This window comes from Streptomyces sp. NPDC052114 (genome assembly GCF_040680155.1).
GTDB lineage: Bacteria > Actinomycetota > Actinomycetes > Streptomycetales > Streptomycetaceae > Streptomyces.
On record NZ_JBFAWC010000003.1, the window covers coordinates 531,672 to 546,498 of the forward strand.

Below are 14,827 nucleotides of genomic sequence, written 5' to 3' on the forward strand. Positions count from 1 at the left end.
TCACTCTCCCTGAAGGGTCTGTTCGAGGACCGCGCCGATGCGGGCGGCCTGGTCCGGGTCGAGCACCTCGACGTGTGCGCAGGCCAGTTCGTGCACGTCGACGCCGGCGGCGAAGCGCCGCCAGGCCGCGGCCTTGACCTCGGTGGGGACGGCCTCGGCGTCGCGGGACGCGGCGAAGAGGGTCACGGTGCCGTCGTAGGGGGACGGGATCCACCGCCGGGCCAGGGCCAGGTGGTGGGCGACGGACTCGGTCAGGGCGGCGAGGCGGTGCTCGCCGATCCCGTCCAGGACGGCGCCCTCCTCCCGCAGGATCCGTCGCGCCTCCTCGTCGGCGACGGCGGGCTCCAGCGGGGTGCGGGCGATCTCCGGCGGCTTGGGCATGGCGTCCACCACGGCGAGCAGCGCGACCTCCTCGCCCGCCGCCCGCAGCCGTACCGCCATCTCGTGGGCGACGGGCCCGCCGAAGGACCTGCCGAGCAGGAGGTAGGGGCCGTGCGGCCGGACGGCGCGGACGCGCCCGACGTACTCCTCGGCGAGGTCGGCGACGCTGTGGTGGAACCGGGGGGTGTCCTCGCTCAGGACCGCGGCCTGAAGGGCGTGGACCGGGCGGCCGGGGGCCAGGTGGGGCAGCAGCGCGGTGAAGGCCCAGCTCACGCCGAGTCCCGGGTGCACGCAGAACAGCGGGGTGTCCGCGCCCTGTGCGCGCAGGGTGATCAGCGGGGCGAGGCTGCCTGCCAGGTCCGCGTCCGGCGTGTCGAGGCGGGCGATGAGGGCGGCGGGCGTGGGCGCCGCGAAGAGCGTGGCGACCGGGACGCGTTCGCCCCAGGCCTTCTCGATCCGCCCCACCAGGCGCAGCGCGCTGAGCGAGTGCCCGCCGGCCGCGAAGAAGTCGGTGTCGGGCCCGACGTCCGGGAGGCCGAGCACCCCGCCGAACAGCTCGCACAGTTCCTTCTCGCGTGCGGTGCGCGGCACCCGCGAAGGGGCGGGCGCGGTGCGGGGCTGCGGGAGGGCGGCCCGGTCGGCCTTGCCGTGCGGGGTCAGCGGCACGGCGTCGACGCGGGCCCAGGCGGTGGGCAGCAGATGCCTCGGCAGGATCAGGGCGGCGGCCTCGCGGACGCGCTCCAGGGGGTCGGGACCGTGCCCCGCGGAACCGGGACCGTGCCCGACCGGCTCCGGACCGTCCCCCGCCGGACCGGGACCTGCCGGGCCGGGACCGTGCCCGACCGCCTCAGGACCGCGCCCCACCGGACCAGGACCGCGCCCGACCGGCTCCGGACCGTGCCCCACCGGACCAGGACCGCGCCCGACCAGCTCAGAACCGTGCCACACCGCCTCAGGACCGTCCCCCACCGGACCCGCGCCGTCCCCGTCCGCCAGCACCACCCACGCCACCAGCCGCTTGCCGCCGTCCGGGGCGGGCCGGGCGGCGACGACCGCGCGGGTCACGCCGGGGCAGGTGGCGAGGGCCGCCTCGATCTCGGCCGGTTCGACGCGGAAGCCGCGGATCTTCAGCTGGTCGTCGGCGCGGCCCGCGAACTCCAGGGCGCCGTCGGGGGCGCGGCGGGCCAGGTCGCCCGTGCGGTACATGCGGGTCCCGGGGTCGCCGTACGGGTCGGCGACGAAGCGTTCGGCGGTGGCGCCGGGGAGGCCGAGGTAGCCGTGGGCGAGCCCGGTCCCGGCGACGTACACCTCGCCCACGCCGCCGTCGGGGACGGGGCGCAGAGCGGCGTCCAGGACATGGACGCGGGTGCCGTCGAGCGGGCCGCCGATCGGCACGGGCGCGCCCGGGGCACTCTCCGTGACGCGGTGGGCGGTGGCGAACACGGTGGTCTCGGTGGGGCCGTAGCCGTTCACGACGGCCAGACCGGGGCAGTGCTCCCGGACGCGGCGCACCGCCTCGGGGTCCACGACGTCGCCGCCGGTCCACACCTCGCGCGGCCCGCGCAGGACCTCGGGCGCCAGCTCCGCGACCGTACGGAAGAGTTCGGCGGTGAGCCACAGGGCGCTGACGCGCCGCTCGGGCAGCACCCGTGCCAGCAGGGCGGGCGTGACGGGCTCGTCGGGGCAGACCACGACGGTGCCGCCGTTCAGGAGCGGGACCCACGTCTCGTAGGTGGCGGCGTCGAAGGTGTGCGGGCTGTGCAGCAGGACGCGGCGGTGCGCGCCGTTCCCGAAGCGGCGGTCGGCGGCGAGCGCGACGACGGCCCGGTGCGGGACGACGACGCCCTTGGGCTCGCCGCTGGACCCGGAGGTGTACATCACGCAGGCGGCGGACCCGGGTCGCGCGGGGGCGCCGATCGGGGCCTCCGGCGAGTCCCCGCGTACGGACAAGTGACGTATCGCGGGCAGGAGTTGCCCCGGTTCCTCGCCGTCCGTCAGGACCAGGTCCGTCGACGCCTTCTCGACGAGCCGGGACAGCCGGTCCCCCGGCTGCGCGGGATCGAGCGGCAGCCAGCACGCGCCCGCCTTGGCGACCGCGAGCTGGGCGACGACCAGGGCGGGCGAGCGGCGGAGCAGCAGGCCCACGGTGGCGCCGTGTCCCACCCCCGCCCCCGCGAGGCGCCGGGCGAGCCGGTCCGACTCGGCGTCGAGACGCGCGTACGTGAGGGTCTCGCCGTCGGCCTCGACGGCGGGGGCGTCGGGGGTGCGGGCCGCCTGGGCGGCGAACAGGACCGGTACGGTGGCCGGTTCGGCGGTGCGGTCCGCCGGGGCGCCCGCGGACCGGGCGAGCAGCGCGCGGTGCTCGGCCTCGGGGAGCACGTCGATCCGGCCGACCGGCGTGTCGAGGTCGCCCGTCAGTTGCTCGAAGGCCCGCACCATGCGGGCGGCGACCGTGTCGGCGCGGATGCCGTGGCGGCAGCCCACGGCGAGGAGCATCCGCTCTCCGGCGACGACGGCGAGCGTCACCGGGTAGTGCGTGGCGTCCTGTACGTCCAGGACGCGCACGCCGTCCGGGGCGTCCTCCGCGTCCTCGGCGCCGCGCGGGAAGTTCTCGAACGCGAGGACGGAGTCGAAGAGTTCGCCCGTCCCGCCCCCGGCGAGCCGCTGCACCTCGGCGAGGCGGGCGTGGTGGTGGGCGCCGAGGCGCGACTGCTCGTCCTGGACGCGGGTGAGCAGCGCGGCGACGGTCTCCTCGTCGCGCAGCCGGACCCGTACGGGCAGCGTGTTGATGAACATGCCGACCATCTCGCCGGCTCCGGGCAGGTCGTGCGGGCGGCCCGCCACGACGCCGCCGAAGACGACGTCCCGCGCGCCGGTCAGCCGGGCGAGCACCAGGGCCCACGCGGCCTGGGTGAGGGTGTTGAGGGTGACGCCCGCCTCGGCGGCGCGGCGCACGAGGGCGGTGGTCAGCCCGGCGGTGAGGGGCAGTCTGAGCGTGTCGGTCAGCGCCGTGGTGTCCGCCGCGCGGTCGGGCACGAGGGGGGCGGGGCGCTCCAGGCCGGCGAGGGCCTCGCGCCAGGCCTCCCTGGCCAGGCCCTGGTCCTGGCGGCTCAGCCAGAGCGCGTACTGCCGGTAGGGCACGGCGGGCGGCAGGGGCGCGCCGGTGACCAGCGCCGCGAGGTCGCGCTCCAGGATCGGCACCGACCAGCCGTCGATGAGGATGTGGTGGCAGGTCAGGACGAGTTCCCGGCCCCTGTCGTGCCGGATGAGCGCGGCGCGGACGAGGGGCGGGCGCGCCGGGTCGAAGCGGATCCCGCGGTCGCGCGCGAGGAACTCCGCCGTGCCGGACTCCACCTGGTCCGGGGTGCGTCCCGTCAGGTCGACCTCGGTCCACGGCACCCTGACGGCGTGCGGGACCACCTGCACGGGGCGGTCGAGGCGCTCGTGCCGGAAGCAGGCGCGCAGGTGGGGGTGGCGGTCCATGAGGGCGGCCAGCGCGGTGCGCACCGCGTCCGCGCCGGTCGCGGGGCCGATGCCCAGACGGAGCTGGACCAGGTACGGGTCGGGACCCTCCGTGTCGCGCACGGCGTGGAAGAGGATGCCTTCCTGGCCGGGGGTGAGCGGCAGGACGTCCGCGATGCGCCCGCTCACCGGTCCCCCTCCGTCCACGGCTCGTCGCCGTCGTCGAGGAAGTCCGCCATGTCGCCCTCCAGCATGGCCAGTTGGTCGGAGGAGAGGCTCACCAGCGGGAAGTCGGAGGGCGTCGCGCCGACCGGGCCGCCCCGCTCCGTCTCGTCCGCGAGGGCGGCGAGGGCCGCGCGCCACAGCCGGGCGAGTTCCCGTACGTCGTCCTCGGCGACGACCCCTTCGGCGTACGAGAAGGTCGCCTCCAGGGCCAGTCCGTGCGGGCCCTCCTTGGCGAGGGCGTCGATCTCGACGGCGTGCCCGAGCGGCACCGCGCCGGGGGCGCCGTCGAGCAGTTCGCCGCCCGCCGCGTCGCCGGAGGCGAGACGGCCCAGGTAGTTGAACCGCACGTCGGGCACGGGGAGTTCGGCGAGGCCGGGCGCGGTGTGCGGGTTGAGGTGGCGCAGCAGGCCCCAGCCGATGCCGCCGCCGGGCACCGCCCTCAGCCGCTCCTTGACGGCCTTGAGCGCCTCGCCCGCCGTGCCGTCGCCCGGCTGCCCGACGTCCAGGAGCACGGGGTACTGCGTCGTGAACCAGCCGACGGTGCGGGACACGTCCGCGGGCCGGGACAGCGTCTCCCTGCCGTGGCCCTCCAGGTGGACGAGGAGGCCGGTGCCGTGGCCCCGTTGGCGTACGGCGGCGACGGTCAGCGCGGAGAGCAGGACGGCGTCGGGGCCGCAGTTGAAGGCCGCGGGCAGCGTGGTGAGCGCGGCCTCGGTGAGGTCGGCGGGCAGGTCGACGGTGACGGTGGCCCGGCGGGCGCCCGCTCCCTTCCCCCCGGCGATGCGGGCGTCGTCCGCACCCTTGAACTGACCGCGCCACCAGGGCAGTTCGGTCAGGACGAGTTCGTCCCTTCCCGCCTCCTCGGCGAGCAGCGCGGCCCACCGCGGGAAGGAGGTGCCGGGACGCGTCGGCGCGCCGCCCTCCCCCGCGAGCGCGGCGGCGAGCTCCGGTCCGATGACGCGCCAGGAGACGCCGTCGACGGCCAGGTGGTGCAGGGTCAGGAGCAGCAGCCCCTGGCGCTCCGGTCCGGCGTCGAACCAGACGGCCCGCAGCATCTCGCCGTCCTCGGGGGCGAGGCGGGTCGATGCCGCCGTCTCCCGGGCGCGCGAGCGGGCCTCGGCCGTGTCGTCGACCGCGACGCGCACCACCTCGGCCCCCACCGGGGGCGCCTCGGTGACCTCGACCTCCAGGTCGTCGCGCAGCAGCCGCATCCGCAGCGCGCCGTGCCGCTCGGCGAGCGCGCGCACGGCGGCCCCGACGCGCGCGCCGCCGGTGCCTGCCGGCACGGGGAACACCATCGACTGCGTGAACGCCCAGGGGTCGCCGCCCTGTTCGAGCCACCACCGCATGACCGGAGTGAGCGGGAAGCGTCCCGTCTCGGGGCCTGCCGGGCCGTCCGGCTCGTCGGTCGACGCCTTGACGTGGAGGGCCAGTTGGGCGGGGGTGCGCAGCGTGAAGACGTCGCGCGGGGCCAGCGCGAGCCCGGCCGCGGCGGCGTGCCCGGCCAGCTGGATGGCCATGATGCTGTCGCCGCCGAGCCGGAAGAAGTCGTCGTCGGCCCCGGCCTCGGGGACGCCGAGGACCTGTGCGAAGAGGTCGCAGAGTTCCTTCTCGCGGGCGGAGGCGGGCGCGCGGGTCGCGGTGGCGGCGCGCGGGGCGGGCAGGGCCGCGCGGTCGAGCTTTCCGCTGCGGGTCAGCGGCAGTTCGGCGAGCTCCACGACGTCCGAGGGCACCATGTGCGCGGGCAGCCGGGTGGCGGCGTGCGCGAGGAGCGCGTTCGGGTCGAGGGCGTGTCCGGGGGCGGGTACCGCGTAGCCGATCAGCTGGGGGCGGCCCGCCGCGTCGTCGCGGACGACGGCGGCGGCCTGCGCCACCGCCGGGTGGCCGGTCAGGGCGGCGGCGACCTCGCCCGGTTCGATGCGCAGGCCGCGCAGCTTGACCTGCTCGTCGGTGCGGCCCAGGTAGTGCAGGGTGCCGTCGTCGTCGCGGTACACCAGGTCGCCCGTGCGGTACATGCGCGAGCCGGGTGCGCCGTACGGGTCGGCGACGAAGCGTTCGGCGGTCGCGGCGGGCCGGTTGAGATAGCCGCGCGCCAGACCGGCCGAGGACAGGTACAGCTCGCCGGCGACCCCGACGGGCACCGGGCGCAGCCGGGCGTCCAGGACGTGGGCGGTGGTGCCCGCGACGGGCGTGCCGATGGGCACCGCCGCGCCGTCGCCCGCCAGCGGCTCCGAGAGGGTGGCGGCGACGGTGGACTCGGTGGGCCCGTAGGCGTTGTGGAAGCGGCGGCCGCCGACGGCCCAGCGCGCCACCAGGGCGGGCGGGCAGGCCTCCGCGCCGACCGCGAGGGCGCGCAGGTGCGGATACGTTCCTTCGGGCACCGTCGCCAGGACGGAGGGCGGCACCATCGTGCAGGAGATCCGGCGCTCGGTCAGGACCCGGCCGAGCGCGTCGCCCGCGAGCGGCCCCGGGGGCGGCACGACGAGGGTGCCGCCGGGCCCGAAGGCCATGCACAGCTCGGCGACGGAGATGTCGAAGGCCGGTGAACCCAGTTGCAGGACACGGGTGTCCGCGTCCAGGGCGAAGCGGTCCACGAGGCTGCGGGTGAGCGCGGCGACGCCGGCGTGGGTGACGACGACGCCCTTGGGGGTGCCGGTGGAGCCGGAGGTGTGGATGACGTAGGCGGGGCGGCCCGCCCCGGGTCCGGCGGCGCGCAGCGGCTCGCCCGCGTACGCGTCCTCGTCCAGCAGGAGCACCGGCACGTCGGTCGGCGGCAGCACGCCCGCGTCGGCGGTGCGCGCGTCGGTGACGAGCAGCACCGGCGCGGCGTCGTCGAGCGTGCGGCGCACGCGGTCCGCCGGGTAGTCGGGGTCGACGGGAAGGTGGGCGGCGCCCGCCCGCTGCACGGCGAGCGCGGCGACCGCCTGCTCGGCGCCGCGCCCGAGCGCGAGCGCGACGGTCCGCTCGGGGCCCGCGCCGTGCCGGACGAGCAGTCCGGCCAGCCGCTCGACGCGGTCGTTCAGCTGCGCGTACGTGAGGGACAGGCCGTCCGCCTCGACGGCGGGCGCGTCCGGGGTGCGGGCGGCGTGCCGGGCCACCGTGCCGGGCAGCGTCTCGGGCTCCGGCGCGGCGGGGCCGGACGCGAGGCCGAGGAGGCGGTCGCGCTCGTCGGCGGGCAGCACGTCGAGGTCGCGCAGGAGCGCGGACGGGTCGGCGGTGACCTGCCGGAGCAGGGTCAGATAGCTGTCCGCCCAGCGCGTCACGGCCTCGGGCGTGAACAGCTCGGTGCGGATCTCGAAGCTGCCGTCCATGCCGTCGCCGTTGTCCCGCACGACGCCGACGAGGTCGTGCTCGCCGCCGGTGTGGATGCGCTCGGGCTCGGCGAACTCCCGTACGGCCGACACGCTCGGCTGCTCCGTCAGGTGCATGAACACCCACTGGAACAGCGGGGAGCGGCCCGCGCTGCGCTCCGGGGCGGCGGCGGAGACGATGCGGCCCACCGGCAGGTCGGCGCCCGCCATCAGCGCGGGGAAGTCCGTGCCGAAGCGGGCCAGGACGTCGGCGAAGGAGTCGTCCGGGGCGACGCGCCAGCGGGTGGGCACGGCGTTCATCACGTATCCGATGACCCGTTCGAGGCCCTTGGCCGAGCGGTTGGCGACGGGGGTGCCGAGCACCAGGTCGTCGGCGCCGGACACCCGGTGGGCGAGGATCGCGAAGGCCGTCATGAGGACGACGTACACGGAGGCGCCGCGTTCGCGGGCCAGCGCGCGGACGGCCCGCGCGGTGGGCGCGTCGACGCGGAAGCGGATCTGGACGATGCCGTCCTCTCCGGCGTCCGGGCTGCCGTGGCCGGGGACGGTCAGCGGTCCCGGCGGGTCGGCGAGGTAGCGGCGCCAGAAGTCCAGGCGCTCGCCGAAGACCCCGGCCTCCTCCAGCTCGGCCTGCCAGGAGGCGAAGTCGGCGTACTGGACCGCGGGGCGGGTCAGCGTCGGCTCGGTGCCCTCGCGCACGGCGCGGTAGGCCTCGGCGAACTCGGTCTGCAGGACGTCGAAGGACCACCAGTCGGTGATGATGTGGTGCAGGCTCAGCATCAGCGTCGTACGGGTGTCGTCGACGCGCACGAAGCGGCCCCGGATCAGCCGCTCGCCGCCCGCCTCGCCGCCGTGGTCGCCGTCGCTGCCCGCGCCGAGGCGGAACGGCCGCCTGCGGAAGGCGCGGAAGGCCTCCTCGATGGTGGTGCCGGTGCCGCGCAGGTCCTCGCGTTCCAGGACGAAGGGTCCCTCGTCGGGGAAGTCGACGCGCAGGTCGTCCGCCGTGCCGGAGATGCGGGTGCGCAGGATGTCGTGGTGGCGCTGGATGAGGGTGAGCGCGGCCTCCAGGTGGGCCGGGTCGACGGTGCCGTCCCGCGCGTCGAAGTGGTAGGCGCAGCACAGGTTCAGGTCCGGGGTGCCGGGATACAGCGACTCGTACACCCACAGGTCCCGCTGGGCGGGGCTGAGCGGCACCGGCCCGGCCGTGTCGCGGGGCGGCACGACCGCGGGGATCTCCCGGGCCCGGCCCGCCTCGACGAGGCGGCGCATGAGCCGCACCCGCTGCTCGCCGCTGAGCGCGCTGAAGCGGTCGGCGGCGGAAGGGGAGTTCGGGGTCACAGTGCGGCCTCTCTCAGTTCGGCGAGGCGGTGCAGCCCCGCGAGGACCTCGTCCCGTCCGATGCCGAAGTCGATGAAGCAGGCGACCTCGTCGCAGCCCAGGTCGCGCAGGTCGGCGAGCATCTTGGCGCAGGTGCCCGGCGAGCCCAGGAGGCTGCCCCAGTTCAGATAGCGCTGGAACGCGAACTCGGCGAGCATCGCGGTCTGTTCCTCGGTCAGCTCCTCGCCCCCGCCGCCCCGGTTGGCGGCGGTCTGGCGCAGATACGAGGAGAGGTACGTCTTCAGGGGCGCGGCGGCCAGGCGGCGCACCTCGGCGTCGTCCGCGCCGACGTAGGTGTGCGCCATCAGCGTCACGCGGCCGTGCGCGTCGGTGCCCGCCTGGTCGGGGGCGGCGGCGCACGCGGCGCGGTAGCGGGCGATCTTCTCGGCCAGCTCGTCCCTGCTCTGGCCGACGGTCGCGCCGAGCACTCCGGCGCGCAGCCGGCCGGCCGCCTCCCAGGTCTCCGGGTTGCCGGACGTGGTGATCCACAGCGGCAACTCGCTCTGCACCGGGCGCGGTTGCGGCACGACGGCGACGGGCTGTCCGGTGCCGTCGGGGTACTCCACGGCCTCGCCCGCCCAGAGCCTGCGCAGTTCGGGAATGGTCTCCAGGGTGCGGGCCCTGCGGTCCTCGTAGTGGCCGGGGGCCAGGGTGAAGTCGGCGGAGTGCCAGCCGGTGGCGACGGAGAGGCCGACGCGGCCGTGCGAGAGGTTGTCGACGACCGCCCAGTCCTCGGCGACCTTCAGCGGGTGGTGCAGGGGCAGGACGACGCTGCCCGCGCGCAGGCCGATGCGCTCGGTGGCGACGGCGAGCGCGGCGGAGAGCACGGGCGGGCTGGGGAAGACCTGGCCCACCTGCTGGAAGTGGCGCTCGGGCGTCCACAGGGCGTGGAAGCCGAGGCGGTCGGCGGTGCGGGCGACGGTGAGGATGTCCTCGTAGGTGTCCGAGTGCCGGGCTCCGGTCCCCGTCGCGGTGGCGCTGCTGTCCGCGCCGAAGAACATCACGCTGAGGTCCACGGCCTCTCCTCCTGTTGGCTGCCGAGGTGGCGCTGCTGATCCTGCTGGCGGGGCACGCGCGGGCGCCGGGTGATGGCGGCGGGGCCCGGCCGCGCGGGGGCGGCGGGGGTCCGCTCCAGCGCGGCGGCGAGCGCGGCGACGGTGGGCGACTCGAAGAGCTGGGCCGCCGTCACCGGCCGTGCGTCGGTGGTCAGACGGGCCGCGACGCGCACCGCGCGCAGCGAGTTGCCGCCGAGGGCGAAGAAGTCGTCGTCCCTGCCGATGGCGGGGCCGTCCTGGGGTCCGGACCCGGATCCCGCGAGGACGTCGCGCCAGACGGCGGCGATCTCCCGCTCCAGTGGGGTGGCCGCTCCGCCGCCGCCCGCCGTCGGCGCGGCGGGCGCCGGGAGCGCGATCCGGTCGCCGTCGTCCGCGCGGCGCGGCGGCCCGGCGGCGACGAGCCGCGAGAGCGGGGTGCCGGGCGCGGCGGCCGCGGTCTCCAGGGCCTCGGGCAGCGCGTCCGCGAGCCAGGTGACGAAGCGTTCCTCCAGGCTGTCGGCGCGGTACTCGAAGGTGAGGGTGAGGCCTTCCGGGGCGCCGCCGGGACCCGTGGCGTCGGTGACGTCGACGAGCAGTTCGAAGCGGGCGGAGCCGGTGCGGACCACCTCGACGCCCGTGTCGGCGCCGGGCAGGTCCACTTCGGCGCGGGCGTTGTTCTGGAGGGCGAGGACGACGTCGGTGAAGGGCTGTCTGCCCCGCGCCCGTACGGGACCCAGCTCGCCCACCACGTGCTCGAACGGCACGTCCTGGTGGGCGAAGGCGCCGAGGTCGGTGTCGCGGACCCGGGCCAGGAGCTGCCGCGCACTCGGGTCGCCGGAGACGTCGGTGCGCAGCACGAGCATGTTCACGAAGAACCCGACGACGTCCTCGACTCCCCCGTCGGCCGCGCGCCCGGCGATGGGCGCGCCGATCGCGAGGTCCTCGTCCGCGCCGGCCCGCACCAGGGCGGCGGCGAGCGCGACGTGCAGGGCCATGAAGAGGGTCGCGCCCTGGGCGCGGGCGGCGTCGACGATCCGGGTGTGGGCCGCCGCGTCGAGGCGGCGCACGACCGTCGCGGCGCCGGGGCCCGGTACGGTGGGCCGCTCCGGGCTCCTGGGCAGCAGCGGCCCGCCGGGCGCGAGTCCCGCCAACCGCTCCTTCCAGTAGGCGACTTGGCGGGAGAGGAGCGAGTCGGGGTCGGCGGGCGCGCCGAGGCGCTCGGCCTGGCGGCGGGCGTGCTCGGCGTAGGGCATCGGCAGCGGCGGCAGTGCGGGGACGGCCCGGCCGTCGGCCCGGACCCGGGCGGCGTACGCCCGGGACAGGTCGCGGAAGAGCGGCGCGAGCGACCAGCCGTCACCGGCGACGTGGTGGACGAGTACGAGCAGCGCGTGCTCCCCCGGCCGCTCGCGGACGCTGAACAGCGCCCCGCGCACGGGCAGTTCACCGCGCAGGTCGAACGGCTGCCGGGCGGCCTCCTCGACCTCCGCCGCCATCTCGTCCTCGGAGAGCGTGAGATGACGGAACGGCGGCCGCGAGTCGACCCCGTGCAGCACGCGCCGCACCGGCGCCCCGTCGGCCTCGTCGAAGACGGTGCGGAGCACCTCGTGCCGCTCGACGACGTCCCCGAGCGCGTCGGCCAGCGCGTCCGGGTCGACGGCGCCCCGCAGCCGTACCAGCATCGGCAGGTTGTACGCGGCGCCCGAGCCCAGCCGGTCAAGGAACCACAGGCGGTGCTGGGCGGGCGAGACGGGCAGCGGAGCCGAGCCCGCACGCGCCTGCTCCGCCGGAGCCGCCGCGGACGCGGGGGCGGCGTCGACGTGCGGCGCGAGCCGGGCCGGGGTGGGCGCCTCGAAGAGCGTCCGCAGGTCGAGCTCGGCGCCGAGCCGCGCGTGCACGCGGCCCAGGACGCGTGCGGCGAGCAGGGAGTGCCCGCCCCGCGCGAAGAAGTCGTCGTGCGCGCCGACGGAGTCGACGCCGAGCACGTCGGCGAACAGCTCGCACAGCGCGTGCTCGGTCGCGCTCCGGGGCGCCCCCTCGGCCTCGGCGGCGCGCCGCGGGTCCCCGGCCGCCACGGCGTCCGGCGCGGGCAGGGCCGCCCGGTCCAGCTTGCCGCTGGCGGTCAGCGGCAGCGCGGCCAGCGGCACGAAGGCGGCGGGCACCAGGAAGTCGGCCAGGAGGCCGGCCGCGTGGGCGCGCAACTCCTGCGCGGTGGGCGGCTCTTCGCTACCGGGTGCCGGTACGACGTACGCGACGAGCCGCCGCTCCCCGTCCGGTCCCGCGGGGGTGGCGAGGACGGCGGCGCGGTCGACTCCGGGGTGGCGGGCCAGGACGTTCTCGACCTCGCCCGGCTCCACCCGGAAGCCGCGGATCTTCACCTGTGCGTCGGCCCTGCCGTGGTACGCGAAGGTCCCGTCGGGCCGCCGCAGCGCGAGGTCGCCGGTGCGGTACACGCGGTCGCCCGGCGCGCCGCAGGGGTCGGCGACGAACCGTTCCGCCGTCGCCACCGCCCCGCAGTAGCCACGCGCGACGCCCGCCCCGGCGGCGTACAGCTCGCCGATCCCGCCGTCCGGGACCGGCGCGAGCCGCTCGTCGAGGACGTACAGCCGCTTGCCCGCGAGCGGGCGGCCGATGGGGACAGGACCGCCGCCCCGCACGTCCTCGGGCGTGATCCGGTGCGTGGTGAGGAAGACCATGCACTCGACGGGGCCGTAGCCGTTGCTCAGGCACAGCGCGGGGTGCCGCTCCAGGGCGCGCGCCACGTGCGGGGGCGACAGCGCCTCGCCGCCGACGATCAGTTCGCGCAGTCCGTCGAGAGCGCGCGGGTACTCGTCGACGACGACGTTGAACAGGGAGCCGGACAGATACAGGGACGTGACGCCGTGCGCGGCGACGAGGCGGGCGATCACCACCGGGTCGGGGCGGCGCCCGGGGTGCAGCACGCACGTGCCGCCGCTCATGAGCGGCCCCCACAGCTCCAGCGCGAACGCGTCCCAGGACACGGGCGCGCACTGCAACCACACCGCGCCGGGCCCGAAGGAGGCGAAGTCCTGGCCGGTCAGCGTGGCGGTGACGGCGCGGTGCGGGGCGACGATGCCCTTGGGACGCCCGGTCGACCCGGACGTGAACATCACGCACGCGGTGTCGTCGGGCGCGGCCCGCACCGTCCCGCGGGCCCATGGCCGTGCGTCCACGGCGTCCTCGATGTGCACCGCGGCCACCGCGCCGGCGTCCAGCGGCGGGGGCGCCGCCTCCTTCAGGGTCAGCAGCGCGGTGATGCCCGCGTCCGCGGCCATGCCGCGCAGCCGTCCGGCCGGGAAGCCCGGGTCGAGCATCACGTAGCCCGCACCGGCCTTCAGCGTGCCGAGGACCGCCACCACCAGCTCGGTGGAGCGCTCCAGGTACACGCCGACGGTGGCGCCGCGCAGCACGCCGCGCGCCGCGAGCAGGGCGGCCAACCGGTCGGCGCGCGCGTCGAGTTCGGCGTAGGTCAGCCGTTCGTCCGCGTACACGAGGGCGGTCGCGCCGGGCGTGCGTGCGGCCTGCTCCTCGAAGAGCTCGTGCACGCAGCGGTCCTCGCGCGGCCCGGGCACGCGCGACTCGCTCACGTCCGGCTCGGGCACACGCGACTCGCTCACGTCCGGCTCAGGCACGGACCGCGTCATCCTTCTCACCGCCCTTGCGCTCGGACTCCTCGTCGATGTCGGGCAGGAGTACGTCGATGTGCCTGATGGAGCGGCTCGCCAGGCCCCAGAGCGCGACCACGAGGCCCGCGACGCCGGCGAGGAAGAGCATGCCCGCCATGCCGCTGCCCGGTTCGTCGCCGAAGAGCGGGCCGAGCAGGGCGAAGACGCCGCTGCCTTCGGCGGCCTGGGGCTCGAAGACCTGGTCGGCGAGCGGGCCGGAGACGGCCGTGGCGAGCGGCACGGAGATCTGCGAGAGGAACATGACCGCGCCGAAGGCCCGGCCCTGCCAGTCCTGGGGCACCTTGGTCTGCACGATGGCCTGCATCGAGGCGTTGACGACCGTCATGAGCAGCGAGCCGAGCAGCATGGCCACGCACCAGCCGGCGACGCCGCCGACCAGGGACATGCCGATCTGGGCGGACACGCACATGCCGACGATGCCGAGCATCATGCCCCGGCCCCGGTTCTTCGGCCCGCCCCAGGCCGCCATCAGCAGGCCGCCGACGACTCCGCCGACGCCGATCGCGCTGTTCACGGCGGCGAGCGCGCCGTTGCCGGACTTGAGCAGGACCATCGGCTGGATGACCGCGAAGCCGAAGACCATGACGAGGTTGACCGTGCAGAAGTTCACGGTCATGTCGCGCAGGCTCGCCTGCCGGAAGAGGAAGCGCAGGCCCTCGACGGCCTCGGCGACGATCTTCGTGCGCGGGGCGCCCGCCCCCTCGGGGACCTTGTCGCCCGTCATCCGCACGACGCGGATGCCGATGAGCGCGAAGGCGTAGCTGACCAGGTCGACGACGAGAACGGCGCCGATCCCGGACAGGGCGACCATGATGCCGCCGAGCGCCGGGCCGCAGATGCCGGCGGCGCTGCGGGCGCCCGCCAACAGGCCGTTCGCGCGGCCCAGTTGGTCCTTGCGCACCAGCAGGGGGATGGCGGCGGTGAGCGCGGGCAGCTGGAAGGCGGCGCCGATGCCGAGCAGCACGGTGGCGGGGTAGACCTGCCACGGTTCGAGGCCGCCGCCGAAGAAGTGGATGAGGGTGAGCGCGCCGATGGTGACCAGGCCGATGACGTCCGCGATCTGCAACGCCGACCGTTTGCGCATCCGGTCGATTATCGCGCCCGCGAAGGGGCTGAAGAGCGCCTGCGGAAGCAGGGCGCACAGGGACAGCGCGGTGACGGCGGTCGCCTGCTCACCGGTGGACCAGACCTCGATGATGAAAGCGAATCTGAGAACGGCGCTTCCAACCAGTGAGATGGCCTGCCCCGACCAGACGAGCATCAAAGGACCGGTGCCCTCGAAGCGCCCCGGCCGCACTCTTTCGCCGCTCTCCATCCCCGCCCCGCCCCGTGG

5 protein-coding genes are annotated in these 14,827 nt (G+C 76.3%); all 5 read right to left on the reverse strand.

The features are described from left to right. The 5 genes from AB0L89_RS09270 to AB0L89_RS09290 are packed head-to-tail and all read right to left on the reverse strand — an operon-like array spanning nucleotide 1 to nucleotide 14,809. Nucleotides 1-4,032 carry an amino acid adenylation domain-containing protein gene (locus tag AB0L89_RS09270; RefSeq protein ID WP_365136759.1) on the reverse strand — a complete coding sequence of 1,344 codons (4,032 nt, stop codon included), beginning with the start codon at nucleotides 4,030-4,032 and terminating at the stop codon, nucleotides 1-3. Further along, nucleotides 4,029-8,717 (reverse strand): amino acid adenylation domain-containing protein, encoded by a 4,689-nt coding sequence (locus AB0L89_RS09275; protein WP_365136762.1) that lies wholly within the window; start codon nucleotides 8,715-8,717, stop codon nucleotides 4,029-4,031. The genes AB0L89_RS09270 and AB0L89_RS09275 overlap by 4 nt, the downstream gene beginning before the upstream one ends. After that, entirely contained in the window at nucleotides 8,714-9,772 is a 1,059-nt protein-coding gene (locus AB0L89_RS09280; RefSeq protein WP_365136765.1) for a MupA/Atu3671 family FMN-dependent luciferase-like monooxygenase, read from the reverse strand. The genes AB0L89_RS09275 and AB0L89_RS09280 overlap by 4 nt, the downstream gene beginning before the upstream one ends. Next, nucleotides 9,757-13,440 carry an amino acid adenylation domain-containing protein gene (locus tag AB0L89_RS09285; protein WP_365136768.1) on the reverse strand — a complete coding sequence of 1,228 codons (3,684 nt, stop codon included), beginning with the start codon at nucleotides 13,438-13,440 and terminating at the stop codon, nucleotides 9,757-9,759. The genes AB0L89_RS09280 and AB0L89_RS09285 overlap by 16 nt, the downstream gene beginning before the upstream one ends. Further along, on the reverse strand, nucleotides 13,433-14,809 hold the full coding sequence (locus AB0L89_RS09290; protein ID WP_365136771.1) for an MFS transporter: 1,377 nt from the start codon (nucleotides 14,807-14,809) through the stop codon (nucleotides 13,433-13,435). Before AB0L89_RS09290 ends, AB0L89_RS09285 begins: the two co-directional genes overlap by 8 nt. Nucleotides 14,810-14,827: the final 18 nt, after the last annotated feature.

Excerpts from the sequence above, each read along its gene's own strand:
- AB0L89_RS09290 (WP_365136771.1), bottom strand. The coding sequence starts at position 14,809 with ATGGAGAGCGGCGAAAGAGTGCGGCCGGGGCGCTTCGAGGGCACCGGT.